Source organism: Hoylesella loescheii DSM 19665 = JCM 12249 = ATCC 15930 (assembly GCF_000378085.1).
Lineage (GTDB): Bacteria > Bacteroidota > Bacteroidia > Bacteroidales > Bacteroidaceae > Prevotella > Prevotella loescheii.
On the sequence record NZ_KB899221.1, the window covers coordinates 1 to 16,176 of the forward strand.

The 16,176-nt window shown below is 48.6% G+C and carries 15 protein-coding genes and 1 pseudogene; 14 read left to right on the forward strand and 2 right to left on the reverse strand.

The features are described from left to right. The coding region (locus tag F453_RS14330) for a hypothetical protein (RefSeq protein ID WP_018966558.1) at nucleotides 1-256 on the reverse strand (256 nt) is incomplete at its 3' end. A gap of 55 nt (nucleotides 257-311) precedes the next feature. On the opposite strand from F453_RS14330, the pseudogene F453_RS0111185 reads away from it, so the two are divergent. From F453_RS0111185 to F453_RS0111235, 11 genes and pseudogenes are all read left to right on the forward strand, one after another. Further along, nucleotides 312-815 (forward strand): annotated as a pseudogene (locus F453_RS0111185) (nucleoside recognition domain-containing protein); the annotation flags it as partial. A 310-nt stretch (nucleotides 816-1,125) separates the two neighbouring features. Next, the gene (locus tag F453_RS0111190) at nucleotides 1,126-1,476 is read left to right on the forward strand and encodes an NADH-quinone oxidoreductase subunit A (RefSeq protein ID WP_009235972.1); all 351 of its coding nucleotides are present in this window, start codon (nucleotides 1,126-1,128) and stop codon (nucleotides 1,474-1,476) included. Continuing rightward, complete coding sequence (locus F453_RS0111195) at nucleotides 1,467-2,090, forward strand: NADH-quinone oxidoreductase subunit B (protein ID WP_009235973.1); 624 nt, start codon at nucleotides 1,467-1,469, stop codon at nucleotides 2,088-2,090. Before F453_RS0111190 ends, F453_RS0111195 begins: the two co-directional genes overlap by 10 nt. A 9-nt stretch (nucleotides 2,091-2,099) precedes the next feature. Next, nucleotides 2,100-3,668 carry an NADH-quinone oxidoreductase subunit D gene (locus F453_RS0111200; protein ID WP_018968093.1) on the forward strand — a complete coding sequence of 523 codons (1,569 nt, stop codon included), beginning with the start codon at nucleotides 2,100-2,102 and terminating at the stop codon, nucleotides 3,666-3,668. 2 nt (nucleotides 3,669-3,670) lie between these two features. Next, on the forward strand, nucleotides 3,671-4,759 hold the full coding sequence (gene nuoH / locus F453_RS0111205; protein WP_018968094.1) for an NADH-quinone oxidoreductase subunit NuoH: 1,089 nt from the start codon (nucleotides 3,671-3,673) through the stop codon (nucleotides 4,757-4,759). Between the two features lie 10 nt (nucleotides 4,760-4,769). Then, nucleotides 4,770-5,300, forward strand: coding sequence for a 4Fe-4S dicluster domain-containing protein (locus F453_RS0111210; protein ID WP_018968095.1), 531 nt, complete (start codon nucleotides 4,770-4,772; stop codon nucleotides 5,298-5,300). Nucleotides 5,301-5,317: 17 nt separating this feature from the next. Next, complete coding sequence (locus F453_RS0111215; RefSeq protein WP_018968096.1) at nucleotides 5,318-5,839, forward strand: NADH-quinone oxidoreductase subunit J family protein; 522 nt, start codon at nucleotides 5,318-5,320, stop codon at nucleotides 5,837-5,839. Next, a complete protein-coding gene (nuoK, locus tag F453_RS0111220; RefSeq protein WP_018968097.1) occupies nucleotides 5,836-6,144 on the forward strand; it encodes an NADH-quinone oxidoreductase subunit NuoK in 309 nt (102 codons plus the stop codon). Before F453_RS0111215 ends, nuoK begins: the two co-directional genes overlap by 4 nt. A 6-nt stretch (nucleotides 6,145-6,150) precedes the next feature. Continuing rightward, nucleotides 6,151-8,109: an NADH-quinone oxidoreductase subunit 5 family protein gene (locus F453_RS0111225; protein ID WP_018968098.1), complete on the forward strand. Its 1,959-nt coding sequence runs from the start codon at nucleotides 6,151-6,153 to the stop codon at nucleotides 8,107-8,109. A gap of 34 nt (nucleotides 8,110-8,143) precedes the next feature. Further along, nucleotides 8,144-9,649, forward strand: coding sequence for a complex I subunit 4 family protein (locus F453_RS0111230; RefSeq protein WP_009235979.1), 1,506 nt, complete (start codon nucleotides 8,144-8,146; stop codon nucleotides 9,647-9,649). Nucleotides 9,650-9,661: 12 nt separating this feature from the next. After that, the gene (locus F453_RS0111235) at nucleotides 9,662-11,131 is read left to right on the forward strand and encodes an NADH-quinone oxidoreductase subunit N (RefSeq protein ID WP_026292565.1); all 1,470 of its coding nucleotides are present in this window, start codon (nucleotides 9,662-9,664) and stop codon (nucleotides 11,129-11,131) included. A 469-nt stretch (nucleotides 11,132-11,600) separates the two neighbouring features. Here the strand turns inward: F453_RS0111235 and F453_RS0111245 are convergent, their stop codons facing one another. Then, complete coding sequence (locus F453_RS0111245; RefSeq protein ID WP_025790068.1) at nucleotides 11,601-12,053, reverse strand: cupin domain-containing protein; 453 nt, start codon at nucleotides 12,051-12,053, stop codon at nucleotides 11,601-11,603. A 241-nt stretch (nucleotides 12,054-12,294) separates the two neighbouring features. Here F453_RS0111245 and F453_RS0111250 point away from each other — a divergent pair, with 241 nt between their 5' ends. The 3 genes from F453_RS0111250 (at nucleotide 12,295) to F453_RS0111260 (ending at nucleotide 16,173) form a co-directional block, all read left to right on the forward strand. After that, nucleotides 12,295-12,663, forward strand: a complete 369-nt coding sequence (locus F453_RS0111250; protein ID WP_018968103.1) for a winged helix-turn-helix transcriptional regulator — start codon at nucleotides 12,295-12,297, stop codon at nucleotides 12,661-12,663. 474 nt (nucleotides 12,664-13,137) lie between these two features. Beyond that, nucleotides 13,138-14,988: a beta-galactosidase gene (locus F453_RS0111255; protein ID WP_234398537.1), complete on the forward strand. Its 1,851-nt coding sequence runs from the start codon at nucleotides 13,138-13,140 to the stop codon at nucleotides 14,986-14,988. A 285-nt stretch (nucleotides 14,989-15,273) separates the two neighbouring features. Then, entirely contained in the window at nucleotides 15,274-16,173 is a 900-nt protein-coding gene (locus F453_RS0111260; RefSeq protein ID WP_018968105.1) for a serine O-acetyltransferase, read from the forward strand. Nucleotides 16,174-16,176: the final 3 nt, after the last annotated feature.

The window sequence follows — 16,176 nt, forward strand, 5'->3', positions numbered from 1 at the left end:
GCCGCTTGAGCTCCTCGACGTGTGCCTTGCGCTCTTTGGCAAGCAAGGCCTGAAGCTCCTCCACTGTGGTGGGAATATTCTCTTTCTTCATCAGCTCCTGTATTGAGGACAAGTCGGGATTGCCATACTCCCGACAAAAATTGAGGAATGTGGTATAGGGCACACCGCAACTTAACGCAAAGCTGCGGGCATCCATACCGCTCGTGATGTACTTACTTAATAACAGAATTTTCTCCGTTTCATTGTACTTTACCATGTTTTTTTACTTTTTTTTGTTTGAGGTAAAGTATCAACTTATTTAGTACACTACAATTCTTGTGGCCAGCATCATTGTTTGGGCATTGGGATATTTCCCCCATAACGACGCGCTAGACAAGCAACAGCAGCAAGAACAAAGCATCATCGGAAGGATGGGTAAGGCCGTTGAACCAGTGTTCCGACTGCAAGGGTTCGACTGGAAACTAGACGTGAGTCTGCTTGCAGGCGTTGGTGCAAAAGAGATTGTGGCCTCTACGATGGGCGTATTATATGCCGACGACGACAGTTTCGGCAGTGACGACAGTTATAGCGACGACACTGAGAAGTACACGCGTTTGCGAAAACAAATGCTGAACGATGGCCTTTCGCCCCTCTCGGCCTACGCCTACCTCATCTTCGTGCTGCTTTACTTCCCCTGTATAGCCACGGTTGCCGCTATCCGCAACGAAAGCGGTTCGTGGCGTTGGGCCTTGTTCGCCGCCGTTTACACCACTGGGCTGGCATGGGTTGTTAGTGCTGCGGTGTATCAAGTGGGCAGTTTGATTATGGGTAGTTAGGCACACGCCCCTACTCCACTCCTTATATATAAGGCAACCATAAGCAAAAGAAGCGCTTTCGGTAAGCACACGTTGACTGCCGAAAGCGCTTTTTGATGGGACAAGGCGTGAAAATATATAGTCAAGAACAAACGCCCATAAAGCATAAAAAGCATGTAAAACCGGTCACTACTCAATAATGATGACCATTATACCCACACTTTGCAACATGGAGATTACATTTTTTAGTGGAAACATGTAACCAATTTCATATTTATTATTACCTTTGCACCATATTTGGCTGAATCAAACAATTATATAATAACGTTATATGTCTTTTATTTTATTTATTACCGTTCTGATAACGGCTGTCTTTTTGGTTGTGGCGGCATTTGCCATAGCCAAGGCGATAGGGCCTCGGTCGTACAATGCGGTGAAAGGTGAGCCATTCGAGAGTGGTATCCCAACACGCGGTTCCTCGTGGATTCCCGTGCATATCGGCTACTATCTCTTCGCCATCCTTTTCCTCATGTTCGACGTAGAGACCGTATTCCTCTATCCCTGGGCAGTAGTTGTCAAGCAGTTTGGAGCTTTAGCTCTGGCGAGCATTGGTTTCTTTTTGGTAGTACTTGTATTTGGCCTGGCCTATGCTTGGCGGAAAGGAGCATTGGAATGGAAGTGAAACAACCCCATATCAAAAGTATTCCATACGCGGAATTTAAAGACAACGACACGCTCGAACAAATCATGAACGAACTACACGAAGGTGGCGTGAACGTTGTTGTTGGGTCGCTAGACCAAGCCATCAACTGGGGACGCAGCAATTCGCTGTGGTCGCTCACCTTCGCAACAAGCTGTTGCGGTATCGAATTCATGTCGGTGGGATGCGCCCGCTACGACTTCGCCCGCTTTGGCTTTGAAGTAACACGCAACTCGCCACGTCAGGCTGACCTCATCATGTGCGCAGGTACCATCACCAACAAGATGGCGCCCGTTATGAAACGCCTATACGACGAGATGGCCGACCCGAAATACGTTATCGCCGTTGGCGGATGCGCCATCAGCGGTGGACCTTTCAAGTCGAGCTACCACGTTGTTCGCGGCATCGAAGAGATTGTTCCCGTAGACGTTTTCATTCCCGGATGCCCTCCAAGACCTGAGGCTATCCTGTACGGAATGATGCAGCTGCAACGTAAAGTGAAGGTTGAGAAGTTCTTTGGCGGAGCAAACCGCAAGGAAAAGAAGCCCATGGTTATCATGGATGTGCCAAAGGATTTCGATAAAGACAAGGAATGAGACGCTATTATGAAACTAAATAACATTGAATTCAACGCGAACGATTTTGCCAACGAGATGGCAAAATTAAGAAATGAAAAACATTTCGACTTCCTCGTCACCATCGTTGGTGAAGATTTTGGAGAGGAAGGGTTCGGGTGTATCTATATTCTTGAGAACACCCAAACCTACGAACGCATCTCGGTTAAAGTCGTTGCCGTCGATCGTGAGAATCCTTACCTGCCATCGGTGACTAACCTTTGGAAGGCTGCCGACCTGCTGGAACGTGAGGTTTACGACTTCTTCGGCATCAAGTTCATCGGACATCCCGACATGCGAAGGCTCTACCTGCGTAGTGATTTCATAGGCTATCCCCTGCGAAAAGACTACGACATGGACCCCGAGAAGAACAGGCCAAACATGTACGACGACCCCGAGCCCGACTATACCTTGCTATATAGCCTAGATAAAGACGGGAAACTGGTGGAAACACGCCATAAGCTGTTCGGAGATGACGACTATGTGGTGAACATCGGACCACAACACCCTGCCACACACGGTGTATTGCGCCTGCAAACGATACTCGATGGCGAGGTGATTAGGAAGATTTACCCACACTTGGGTTACATTCACCGTGGCGTGGAAAAGATTTCGGAAAGCTATTCTTACCCACAGACGTTGGCCTTCACCGATCGTTTGGACTATCTTAGCGCAACCATGAACCGACATGCATTGGTGGGCGTGATTGAAGAGGCTATGGGTGTGGAGCTTACCGACCGCATCAAGTATATCCGTACCATCATGGACGAGCTGCAACGCCTTAACTCGCACCTGCTGTTCTACAGCTGCTGCGCGCAGGACGTTGGTGCGTTAACCGCATTTATATATGGAATGCGCGACCGCGAGCAAGTTATCAACGTGATGGAAGAGACCACTGGTGGCCGACTCATCATGAACTACTATCGCATTGGCGGATGTCAAGCTGATATTGACCCTAACTTCGTGAAGAACGTAAAGAAACTTTGCGCTTACATCAAGCCGATGTTCAAGGAATATCAAGATGTATTCACTGGCAACGTTATCATGGAAAACCGTTTCAAAGGCGTGGGAATGCTATCTCGTGAGGATGCTATCAGCTACGGTTGTACGGGCGGAACGGGTCGTGCAGCAGGCTGGCAGAACGACGTTCGCAAACACCACAGCTACGGAGTGTATGATAAGGTAGACTTTAAGGAGATTACCTACAACAACGGAGACAGCTACGACCGCTATATGGTGCGCATGAAGGAGATGGAACAGAGCGTTCACATCTTGGAAACGCTTATCGACAACATTCCCGAAGGCGACTTCTACATCAAGCAAAAGCCCATTATCAAAGTGCCCGAAGGCCAATGGTACTTCTCTTGTGAAGGTTCGCGCGGTGAGATTGGTGTGTTCCTCGACAGCAAAGGCGACAAGAGTCCCTACCGTTTGAAGTTCCGTCCTATGGGTCTTCCTTTGGTTTCGGCCTTGGACACCATGCTTCGTGGCGAGAAGATAGCCGACCTTATCGCTGTCGGCGCATCGTTAGATTATGTTATACCCGATATTGACAGATAATTATGTTTGACTTTTCAATCGTTACGACGTGGTTTGACAGTCTGCTGCGAGACACATGCGGACTGAGCAGCTTTTGGGCCATATTCATCGAATGTGTGCTCGTGGGTGTATTCATACTGGCTGCCTACGCCATATTGGCTATCTTGCTGATCTTCATGGAACGCAAGGTGTGCGCAGCTTTCCAATGCCGTCTCGGCCCGATGCGTGTTGGTCCGTGGGGTGTTTTCCAAGTTATTGCCGACGTTCTGAAGATGCTTATCAAAGAAATCTTCGCTGTTGACAAGGCTGATAAACTGCTCTACACCATCGCTCCCATATTGGTGCTGATTGGTTCGGTAGGTGCGTTCTCGTTCATGCCATGGAACAAGGGCGCTACAATTTTGGATTTCAACGTCGGCATCTTCTTGATGACGGCCATTTCGAGTATCGGCGTTATCGGAATATTCATCGCAGGATGGAGTTCTAATAATAAGTATAGTGTTATTTCGGCGATGCGTGGCGCGGTGCAGATGATTTCTTACGAGATGTCGTTGGGCCTCTGCCTCATCACGGCCGTGATTCTCACGGGTACGATGCAGGTTAGCGGCATCGTGGAAGCACAAAGCGGCCCCTTCGGCTGGCTTGTTTTCCAGGGTCATATCCCTGCCATCATCGCCTTTTTGGTATTCCTTATCACAGGAAATGCTGAAGCAAACCGTGGCCCATTCGACTTGGCGGAAGCCGAAAGCGAACTTACCGCAGGTTATCACACCGAATATTCGGGTATGGGTTTCGGCTTCTTCTACTTGGCCGAGTATCTAAATCTCTTCATTGTGGCAGGTGTTGCCTCCATGGTTTTCCTTGGCGGATGGATGCCTATACACATCGGTGTCGAAGGTTTTGATAAGGTAATGGACTATATTCCAGGCTTCATCTGGTTCATAGGTAAGGCATTCGCCCTCGTTTGGGTGTTGATGTGGATACGTTGGACGTTCCCCCGCCTTCGCATCGACCAGATATTGAAATTGGAATGGAAATACCTGATGCCCCTGTCCTTGCTCAACCTCGTGATCATGACAATTGTTGTGGCCTTTGGTTGGTACATTAAATAACGAAAAAGACATGGAAGATAACAAGAAATCATATTTTGGCGGTATACGAGATGGCATCAAGTCGCTCGCCACTGGCCTACGTGTCACGCTGCGCGAGTACTTCACGCCGAAGGTTACTGAGCAATACCCCGAAAACAGAAAGACCACTTTGCACGTGGCACAACGCTCGCGCGGAAGGCTCGTTATGAAGCGCGACGAGAACGATGTGGTGAAATGTGTGGCCTGCTTGATGTGCGAAAAGGCCTGCCCTAACGGCACCATACGCATCGTTTCGGAAATGGTGACGACTGAGGAGGGCAAGAAGAAGCGCCAATTGATAAAGTACGACTACGACCTAGGCGACTGCATGTTCTGCGAACTATGTACCAACGCCTGCAACTTCGATGCCATCGAGTTCACCAACGACTTCGAGAACTCCGTATTTAACCGCGACAAGCTTGTCATCGAGCTAGACAAGGAACACTACCAAAGCTCCTTGCCCAACATCATTGACGGCGGTGCGGAAAATGAAATCGGAACTTTCAACACTAAAACAAAATAATAGGAGTAGACATCTTTATGGCAAATATCATCATGTTTTGCATCTTGGCCGTGGTAATTATCGGCTCGGCCATCGTATGCGTATTCACAAAGAGAATTATGCGAGCGGCTACTTTCCTGCTGTTCGTGCTCTTTGGCGTCGCAGGTGTTTACTTCCTGTTAGACTATACCTTCTTAGGCACTGCACAAATAGCTATCTACGCGGGCGGCTTGACGATGCTTTACATCTTCGCCATCCAACTCGTGTCGAAGCGCACCTTGCAAGGTTTGCAAGAAAGGCAACGCGGAAAAACCATCGTTGCTGGCGCATTGGTAGCCCTCATCGGACTGGTTACCGTGGCATTGGTGTTGCTTAAGAACCAATTTATAGACATGTCGGCCAGCATGGTCGATGCCGAAGTACCCATGTCGGTTATCGGAGAGAAGCTCGTTGGTGCAGGCAAGTACCAGTACGTTCTGCCTTTCGAGTTTATTTCCGTATTTCTCTTGGCATGTATCATCGGTGGAATAATGATTGCAAGAAAGGAGGATAAGAAATGATACCCATAGAATTGTTATTGGGACTGAGCACTTTGCTCTTCTTCATTGGCTTTTTCGGATTTGTAACGCGACGTAATCTCATCGCGATGCTCATCTCCATTGAGCTGGTGCTCAACTCGGTTGACATCAACTTTGCCGTATTCAACCGCATACTTTACCCTGGCGAACTCGAAGGCTTCTTCTTTTCCTTGTTCTCCATCGGCATCAACGCCGCCGAAACGGCAGTGGCCATCGCTATCATTCTTAACGTTTACCGCAGGTTCCACAGTGATCAGGTGAACAGTATTGAAAACATGAAACTATAAACGACAATGGAATACAATTTTGTATTTTTGATACTACTTCTGCCTGCGCTATCGTTCCTCGTGCTAGGACTATTGGGCATGAAGATGCCGCATAAGGTGGCGGGTTCCATCGGAACGGCGGTTCTGGGCACAATCTTTTGCCTTTCCATCTACACGGCATACGAATACTTCATCGGACAAGGTCGTGGAGCCGACGGACTTTACCCTCACGTTACGGCGTTTAACTTCTCATGGTTGAAGTTTTCCGAACTACTGACGTTCAATTTGGGCTTCCGCCTCACACCCATCTCGGTGATGATGCTGGTGGTTATCACCACTGTGAGCCTCATGGTACACATCTACTCGTTCGGTTACATGCACGGAGAAAAGGGTTTTCAACGTTATTACGCCTTCCTTTCGCTCTTCACCATGTCGATGTTAGGCCTGGTTGTGGCCACGAACATTTTCCAGATGTACCTATTTTGGGAGCTTGTGGGCGTATCGTCCTACCTTCTTATCGGCTTCTACTATCCCGAAGGGGCTGCCGTTGCCGCATCGAAGAAGGCGTTCATCGTAACCCGCTTTGCCGACTTATTCTTCCTTATCGGCATTTTGATTTACAGCTTCTACGTAGGAACGTTCAACTACGACCTCAATGCCATGCCTTCGCTCCACGAGCAGGTAGCTGGTGCAGCCGTAATGATGCCCATCGCCCTGTTCTTCATGTTCATCGGCGGTGCAGGTAAGAGCGCCATGTTCCCCTTGCACATTTGGTTGCCCGACGCAATGGAAGGTCCTACGCCCGTATCGGCACTTATCCACGCAGCCACGATGGTTGTTGCGGGTGTGTTCCTTGTGGCTAGCCTGTTCCCCATCTTCGTGCAGTTCGCTCCCGAACAATTGCATTGGATTGCCTACATCGCAGCCTTCACGGCATTCTATGCCGCTGCTGTGGCTTGCGTACAAAGCGACATCAAGCGTGTTTTGGCCTTCTCTACCATCTCGCAGATAGGTTTCATGCTCGTGGCACTTGGCGTTTGCCTGCCCGATCCTGCAACAGGCGCCGTAGCAATGACCGAAGAATACGCCGATGTACAAGGTCTGGGCTACATGGCAGGTATGTTCCACCTCTTCACGCACGCTATGTTCAAGGCTTGCCTCTTCCTAGGCGCAGGCTGTATCATACATGCCGTGCACTCAAACGAGAAAGAATACATGGGCGGACTACGCAAGTACATGCCCATTACGCACTGGACATTCCTCATTTCATGCCTCGCCATCGCTGGCATACCACCTTTCTCAGGCTTCTTCTCAAAAGACGAGATCCTAGTGGCATGCTACAACTTCAGTCCGCTTATGGGCGCAGTGATGAGCGGCATCGCCATGATGACGGCCTTCTATATGTTCCGACTCTATTACGTGATATTCTGGGGCAAGAGCTACTACGAAACGCACATCAACGAAGGAGCGCACAAGCCCCATGAGGCACCGCTCACGATGACTTTCCCCTTGATATTCCTGTCTATAATCACGGTAACTTGCGGTTTCTTGCCTTTCGGCGAACTCGTTTCAGCCAACGGCATAGGATTCCATACCCACATCAACTGGGCCGTTGCAGGCACTAGCGTGGGCTTGGCCGTTATCGCAATCGTGGCAGCAACGCTGATGTACAAGAATGCCGAAACGCCTTTTGCCGACAAGTTGGCAAAGACTTTCCCCACACTTCATCGTGCAGCTTACAAGCGTTTCTATATGGACGAGATTTGGCAATACGTTACCCATCGCATCATCTTCCGTCTTATATCCAAGCCCATCGCATGGTTCGACCGCCATGTTATCGACGGCACGTTCGATTTCTTGGCTTGGAGTTCCAACGAAGCAGGCGAAAGCATACGCCCTTGGCAAAGCGGCGACGTGCGTCATTACGCCATTTGGTTCCTCTCCGGAGCCGTTGCGCTTACCTTGGTTTTGCTATATATGTTGTAATATGAGGTAACAACCAGATAAAAGAAAAACAAAAATGAGTATACTAACATTATTCGTAGTTATCCCCGTGCTGATGTTGCTGGGCCTTTGGCTCTCTCGCAACCTCAATCAAGTGCGCGGTGTGATGGTTGTCGGCTCATCGTGCTTGCTGGCACTTTCGGTTTGGCTCACCATCGCTTTCCTTCAAATGCGCGATGCAGGCAACACCGATGCCATGCTGTTTCAATACACCGTGGATTGGTTCAAGCCCCTTAACATAGCCTACGCCGTGGGCGTCGACGGAATTTCGGTGGTGATGCTCCTCCTTTCGAGCATCATCGTGTTCACCGGAACATTCGCCTCGTGGCAGCTAAAGCCACTAACCAAAGAGTATTTCCTATGGTTCACCCTGCTTAGCATTGGTGTTTATGGTTTCTTCATCTCGATAGACCTCTTCACCATGTTCATGTTCTACGAGGTGGCACTTATCCCCATGTACCTACTTATCGGCGTTTGGGGTAGCGGAAAGAAAGAATATTCGGCCATGAAGCTAACCCTCATGCTTATGGGAGGTTCGGCTTTGCTCATCATTGGCATCATCGGCATCTACTTCTTCAGTGGTGCAACCACAATGAACATTCTCGAATTGCAAGCCCTACACAACATTCCCGAGAGCGTACAAAAGGTGCTTTTCCCCTTCGTATTCATCGGATTCGGTGTGCTTGGCGCGCTCTTCCCCTTCCACACATGGTCGCCCGACGGTCACGCATCGGCTCCTACGGCCGTGTCTATGCTTCATGCGGGCGTACTGATGAAGCTTGGAGGCTATGGATGTTTCCGCATTGCCATTGTGCTTTTGCCCGAAGCAGCCCATCAGCTATCGTGGATTTTCATCATCCTCACCACCATTTCGGTGGTATATGGTGCCTTCTCGGCCTGCGTACAAACCGACTTGAAGTACATTAATGCCTACTCTTCGGTGTCACACTGTGGCTTGGTGCTCTTCGCCCTGCTCATGATGACGCAGACTTCGTGCACGGGAGCCATCTTGCAGATGCTCTCTCACGGACTGATGACGGCCCTTTTCTTTGCCCTTATAGGTATGATTTACGGCCGTACACACACACGCGACATCCGTCAGCTTGGTGGTTTGATGAAGATTATGCCCTTCCTTAGTGTGGGTTATGTCATTGCCGGTTTGGCCAACTTAGGTTTGCCAGGCTTCTCGGGCTTCGTTGCCGAAATGACCATCTTCGTTGGTTCGTTCCAAAACAACGACGTATTCCACCGCACGGCCACCATCATCGCCTGTACGGCAATCGTTATCACGGCCGTCTACATCCTGCGTGTTGTGGGTAAGATACTTTTTGGCAAGGTTGCCGATCCCCATTACGAGCAACTCACCGATGCCACTTGGGACGAGCGTTTCGCCGTTGGCTGCCTCATTTTCAGCGTTGCAGGCCTTGGCCTTGCACCGCTTTGGGCAAGCAACATCATCAGCGACACACTGGGCCCGATTATCGACCACATCAACAACGTAACCGCAATAGCATCACTTTAAACGCTTCCTACAATGAATTTAGATTATAGTCAGTTTTTCCACATGATGCCCGAGGTTACCTTGATGGCCATGTTGGTGATTGTCTTTATCATAGATTTCGCCACGGCACATAAGGCCCCCATCGTGATAACCGACGAAAAGACGGCGCCTTCGCCACGTCCTTGGTTCAATCCCTTGGTGTGCGCGTTCATGCTGATACATATTCTTCTGAACTGTTGTCCCACCGAACCGGCCACGGTCTTTGGCGGAATGTATGTCACCACACCTATGATTGGTGTGCTGAAAACCATTCTGGCCTTCGGAACGCTCATCGTTTTCATACAAGCACGCACGTGGCTGTCGCGTCCCGACAGCACTTTCAAGGAGGGCGAATTCTATATGCTCATCATCTCCACACTGCTTGGAATGAACATGATGGTAAGTGCCGACCACTTCTTACTCTTCTTCTTAGGGCTTGAAATGGCTTCCGTGCCCATGGCTTGCTTAGTAGCATTCGACAAATATCGTCACAATTCGGCCGAGGCTGGTGCCAAGTTCATCCTCACCGCGACCTTCTCTAGCGGCGTGATGCTCTATGGCCTCACCTTTGTGTATGCCGATGCAGGTTCGCTTTACTTCAACGAAGTGGCTCAAAACCTATCTGCCACACCCATGACGATTATGGGAATGGTGTTCTTCTTCAGCGGATTGGGCTTTAAGATTTCGCTTGTGCCCTTCCACTTCTGGACAGCCGACACCTATCAAGGTGCGCCAACAACCATCACGGGTTATCTCTCAGTAGTGTCTAAGGGTGCCGCAGCCTTCGCGCTTTGCACCATCTTGATGCACGTTTTCGGCTCGTTGATAGAACAGTGGCAGTATCTTCTCGGCATCGTTATTGTATTGAGCATCACCATCGCCAACCTTTTCGCCATACGTCAAACCGAACTAAAACGCTTCATGGCGTTCAGTTCTATCTCGCAGGCGGGATATATCATGCTGGCAGTGATGGGCGACTCGGGCATGGGCGTTACCGCACTCACCTATTATATATTGGTGTATGTGGTAGCTAACATGAGCGTGTTCACCATCATCAGTGCCATCGAAGAGCGCAACAACGGTGTAACCGATATGGATGCTTACAACGGACTTTATTCCACCAACCCCAAGTTGGCCTTCCTCATGACGCTGGCTCTCTTCTCGCTTGGTGGTATTCCGCCCTTTGCAGGTATGTTCAGCAAGTTCTTCGTATTTATGGCTGCCTTAGAACAAGGTAGCGCTTGGGCTTACGCAATTGTGTTCATCGCCCTGATTAACACCGTTATCAGCCTTTACTATTACTTGCTCATCGTTAAGGCGATGTACATCAACAAGAGCGAAAACCCGCTGCCCGCCTTCAAGAGCGACAACAACACGCGCTTAGCGTTGGCCATCTGCACCCTAGGCGTTGCACTCTTCGGTGTTTGCAGCTACGTGTACGATTGGATTTTCGCAGCCTTGTAATCCCCACGGAACCATCTTGCCCACGAGGATAGGACACTTATTCCCCTAAGGGCACACAACAAATAAAGCCCCGAAAGCAATACACTTTCGGGGCTTTTTCTCGTTAAACGTACCCAATCTTAAACAAACGATGGTACGCCTCAACACCTATTTCTCAACTACTCTAAACCTCCTCATTACTTAATTTGCATCTCACACCATCCCTCAATACCTTTAAGAGAGGGCAACAATGATTTTCCCAACGGAGATAAGCGATAGCCATTGCTTGATTTCTCAACTATACGGTCTTCCATTAAAATACGAATGGCAGACGCTATTTGCTGATAATCCAGCCCACGCATCTCCCTACAAAGTACCTCCATTGGGGCCGACACGTTTTCTGCAAGCACGTTAATCACCCATAAAGCATCCGCTCCGCAAAGCCTTGAAAGGACATTGCGGATCGGACATGTAGGAAATTGCGGGTCAATTACCATGTTAGCTTATCGCCAAGTATGATTCCATCGCCCGCAGGAGAGTCGTCTTCGCCAAAACTATTGGCCTTATATTGTATGCAAAGCATCAACATCTCGCCCTCACCAGTGTTCTTTAAGGCGCGCTTACCCTCTGGCGCAACACGTACAATGCTACCTTCTGAAACAGGGAAAACTTCTCCATCAACCTGATACACACCCTCGCCTTTAAGGATAAAGTATAGTTCTTCGTGCGTTTTATGCGTATGCAGGAAACCACTATCCTGTCCAGGAACCAGCGTTTGGAATGATAGTTCGCAACCTGTTACCTGCAATGCCTGCCCAACGAAAACCTTACCAGGAATTTCGATCTCGCCCAATGGCAATACATAATCCTTTACTTCGCTTAGCTTACCAATATTCACAGCAGTGAAATTCTTACCTTCTCTTGTTGTCTTTACAGTTTTCATAATCATTATTGTATAATTAATTTTGTTGAATTGTTATTGTTTTGACGATGCAAAGTTATTGACAATCAAGGGCTCACACAAGTAGGCACAAGAAAGTGTGTCAGTTACCTATGGGTAAGTAATGTTGAAACATTGCGAGTTAGGTATCTATGTTTTAGCATTGTTTAACAATAAAGCATCGAACATTGCAAGTTATATTAGTTACTTTTGTGCAGTAATGTAGTTTTTAAACCCATTTTACATGAACAGAACAGAAGTACGTGACGCGCTTTATCCCGACTGCCCCATCCGAAATATACTATCAAGGGTGGGAGATAAGTGGTCGATGTTGGTGCTTTTCACCTTGGAAACACATGGCAACCTGCGCTTCAAGGAGTTGCAACGCAACATCCCCGACATATCACAGAAAATGCTCACGGCTACTTTAAAAATGCTCGAAGCCGATGGTCTCGTCTGCCGAGAAGCATTTCCAGAAGTTCCGCCACGCGTTGAGTATTCGTTATCGAACAAGGGCAAGAGCCTACTTCCCCTCATTGGCAACCTACTTACATGGGCAACCGAGCACATGGGTGAGATTATAGAGTCACGCCAACATTACCTTTTAAAATAAGAAACGCTACGATAAATAACTTATCTAAACCGTCACAATAACCCAAAAAAACAAAACACAAAACCTATCTTAAAATGCCTCTAAAAGCCTATAAAAAGATGGTATGACACTAAACGGCACTGTACAAAAGCCTTTGTAGTGCGACTACAAGACGTCTGTACTCACACTACAAACCACTTGTAGTCACACTACAAAACACTTGTAGCCACACTACAAAGCACTTGTAGCCACACTACAAACACATTGGTAGCCACACTACAAGCACTTTGGCACGCCCTCGTTAAATTTATCTAAATTGGTATTTCGTTAGTTCTCGTCTACTTTTCTTTTGTTATTTTTGTATCGGTTATCGTCAACGCTTGTATAATAAAGCCTTACGATGCCACAAAAAGCGATGAACTAAAACCCTAATCCAATATTTTTTCAAACCAGAATATACAGATGAAACATCTAAAATGCTTGGCCCTGGCAACCATGCTGTTACTTACCGCAACCACCGCCGAGGCTAAACAAAACAAGCAAACAAAAACTACGCGCAACACTTTCGCCATCACCGATGGCCAATTCGTTTACAACGGCAAGCCAATGCAACTGCATTCGGGCGAAATGCACTATGCTCGCGTGCCGGCTCCCTATTGGCGTCACCGCATGAAAATGATGAAAGCCATGGGCCTGAACGCCGTTGCCACCTACGTGTTTTGGAACTATCACGAAACAGAACCAGGCAAATGGGACTGGAAAACGGGAAACCGTAACCTACGCCAATTCGTGAAAACGGCTGCCGAAGAGGGTATGCTGGTTATTCTGAGGCCAGGTCCATACTGCTGTGCAGAATGGGATTTCGGTGGATATCCTTGGTGGTTGTCAAAGGCTAAAGGTCTGGTGATACGCGCAGACAACCAACCTTTCCTCGATTCGTGCCGTGTTTACATCAACCAATTGGCCTCACAGATGCGCGATTTGCAGATAACCAAGGGCGGTCCGATCATTATGGTGCAGGCCGAAAACGAGTTTGGGTCGTATGTGGCACAACGAAAAGATGTGCCATTAGAAAGTCATCGCGCTTATAGTGCAAAAATTAAGCAACAATTAATCGATGCAGGCTTCGACGTTCCTTTGTTCACGTCAGACGGAAGTTGGCTTTTCAAGGGCGGAACGATAGAAGGCGCACTGCCAACGGCCAATGGAGAGAACGATATAGAGAAGCTTAAGAAGGTGGTGAACGAATATAACGGGGGCAAAGGTCCATACATGGTGGCCGAGTTTTACCCCGGATGGCTGTCGCATTGGGCAGAACCTTTCCCACAGGTAAGCACCGAATCCATTGTGAAACAAACCGCCAAGTATCTAGAAAACGGCGTAAGTTTCAATTATTATATGGTACATGGCGGAACCAACTTCGGCTTTACGTCGGGTGCCAACTACACCACCGCCACCAACTTGCAGCCCGACCTCACCTCGTACGACTACGATGCGCCCATCAGCGAGGCAGGATGGAACACGCCTAAATATGATGCTCTGCGCGCATTGATGATAAAGAACGTAAAGTATAACGTGCCGCCCGTTCCTCAACGCATACCCGTTATCGCCATTCCCAACATCAAGCTGAGCAAGAGTGCCGACGTGCTGAACCTTCTCACCAAAGGTAAAGCCGTTGAAAACGATACGCCCCTTACTTTCGAAGACCTGAACCAAGGGCATGGCTACGTGCTATACAGAAGACACTTTAACCAGCCCATCAGCGGTACAATGAAGATTGCTGGTCTGGCCGACTATGCCTTAGTTTACGTTAACGGACAAAAGGTAGGCGAGCTAGACCGCGTTAGCGATGTAGACAGTATCGAAATTAACATGCCTTTTAACGGTGTGCTCGACATCTTGGTTGAAAACATGGGCCGAATAAACTATGGCGCACGTATCCCCCAAAGCATCAAGGGCATCAATGGACCCGTAGTTATCGATGGAAACGAAATTACAGGCAACTGGCAGATGTATAAACTGCCCATGAACGAAGCCCCCGACGTTAACGCTTTGCCAACAGCCAACAATAAAGGACTGCCTACGCTCTATTCGGGAACATTCAGCCTAGACACCACGGGCGACACTTTCCTCAACATGGAAACGTGGGGTAAAGGCATCGTGTTCATCAACGGGTTCAACCTTGGTCGCTATTGGAAACGCGGACCACAACAAACACTCTACCTTCCTGGATGTTTCTTGAAGAAGGGAGAAAACAAAATCGTGGTATTCGAACAACAAAACGACACGCAACAAACCAGTGTTATTGGCCAAACCACACCTATATTAGACAAGCTGGTGAAGTAAACCACGCACTCGGAAACCACCCTTTATGGAGGCGAAGCGTGCTTTTTCCTTCCCACTCTGATAAAGCAAATGCGTGAGTTCAAACCCATCGAACTCACGCATTTTCGTGTCGGGCGTCAAGTAGTTGCACATTTTAATATAAATTTCGGCATTTATCTGTTGACAAATGATAAATTATTGCTACTTTTGCACTAAATAGGCCGTTTTCGCGAAGCCCAAGCAAGAACGTCTTGCACCCATTCGCGCCAACGCCACACAAACCTCTACATTGACACAACAACATTGATGACCACTGCCGACTTAACGCGCACACTGACCCATACTGCTGAAGAGCTTTCCGATGCCAATGCATTGAAAGGCATTTTTCACCAACACAAGGATGGTAACCCTATCCCATCGGGAGAGGTTCTCAAAGAGATTGTGGACCTGTTGCGGGCCATCATCTTCCCTGGATACTATGGCAAGTCTACGGTTAACTCGCGAACCATCAAGTTTCATATCGGTGTCAATATAGAAAAACTCAACCAACTTCTTACCGATCAGATACTGGCTGGCCTGTGCTTTGCCAGTTGCGACGGCTGCGATGCAGGCGATACCTCCACCGACATGCGCTGCACAGCCGAAGAAATGGCTATGGATGTAATCCAAAAGTTACCCGCCGTGCGCCAAATGCTGGCTGCCGATGTAGCTGCCATTTACAACGGCGACCCCGCAGCAGGCAATTTCGGCGAGATAATATCGTGTTATCCCGCCATTAAGGCTTTGGTTAACTATCGCGTTGCCCACGAACTGCTGCTTATGGGCGTGCCACTTATCCCACGAATGCTTACCGAAATGGCACATTCGGAAACGGGAATAGATATCCATCCCGCAGCACAGATAGGCCAACATTTCGCCATCGACCACGGAACAGGCGTGGTTATCGGGGCTACCTGTATCATCGGCGACAACGTTAAGCTGTATCAGGGCGTTACGTTAGGCGCTCGCAGTTTTCCGATAGACGAAGACGGAAACCCCATCAAGGGTATAGCGCGCCACCCGATATTGGAAGACGATGTGGTGGTTTACTCTAACGCCACCATCCTAGGCCGTGTAACCATCGGAAAAGGTAGTGTGGTGGGAGCCAATGTGTGGGTAACCGAAGACATGGAGCCTAACACACGCATATTCAAGAAAACGAAATAACAA

Coding starts and splice junctions, on each gene's coding strand:
- F453_RS0111235 (WP_026292565.1), top strand. CDS start 9,662: ATGAATTTAGATTATAGTCAGTTTTTCCACATGATGCCCGAGGTTACC.
- F453_RS0111190 (WP_009235972.1), top strand. CDS start 1,126: ATGTCTTTTATTTTATTTATTACCGTTCTGATAACGGCTGTCTTTTTG.
- F453_RS0111210 (WP_018968095.1), top strand. CDS start 4,770: ATGGAAGATAACAAGAAATCATATTTTGGCGGTATACGAGATGGCATC.
- F453_RS0111230 (WP_009235979.1), top strand. CDS start 8,144: ATGAGTATACTAACATTATTCGTAGTTATCCCCGTGCTGATGTTGCTG.
- F453_RS0111245 (WP_025790068.1), bottom strand. CDS start 12,053: ATGAAAACTGTAAAGACAACAAGAGAAGGTAAGAATTTCACTGCTGTG.
- F453_RS0111260 (WP_018968105.1), top strand. CDS start 15,274: ATGACCACTGCCGACTTAACGCGCACACTGACCCATACTGCTGAAGAG.
- F453_RS0111225 (WP_018968098.1), top strand. CDS start 6,151: ATGGAATACAATTTTGTATTTTTGATACTACTTCTGCCTGCGCTATCG.
- F453_RS0111200 (WP_018968093.1), top strand. CDS start 2,100: ATGAAACTAAATAACATTGAATTCAACGCGAACGATTTTGCCAACGAG.
- nuoK (WP_018968097.1), top strand. CDS start 5,836: ATGATACCCATAGAATTGTTATTGGGACTGAGCACTTTGCTCTTCTTC.
- nuoH (WP_018968094.1), top strand. CDS start 3,671: ATGTTTGACTTTTCAATCGTTACGACGTGGTTTGACAGTCTGCTGCGA.
- F453_RS0111215 (WP_018968096.1), top strand. CDS start 5,318: ATGGCAAATATCATCATGTTTTGCATCTTGGCCGTGGTAATTATCGGC.
- F453_RS0111250 (WP_018968103.1), top strand. CDS start 12,295: ATGAACAGAACAGAAGTACGTGACGCGCTTTATCCCGACTGCCCCATC.
- F453_RS0111255 (WP_234398537.1), top strand. CDS start 13,138: ATGCTGTTACTTACCGCAACCACCGCCGAGGCTAAACAAAACAAGCAA.
- F453_RS0111195 (WP_009235973.1), top strand. CDS start 1,467: ATGGAAGTGAAACAACCCCATATCAAAAGTATTCCATACGCGGAATTT.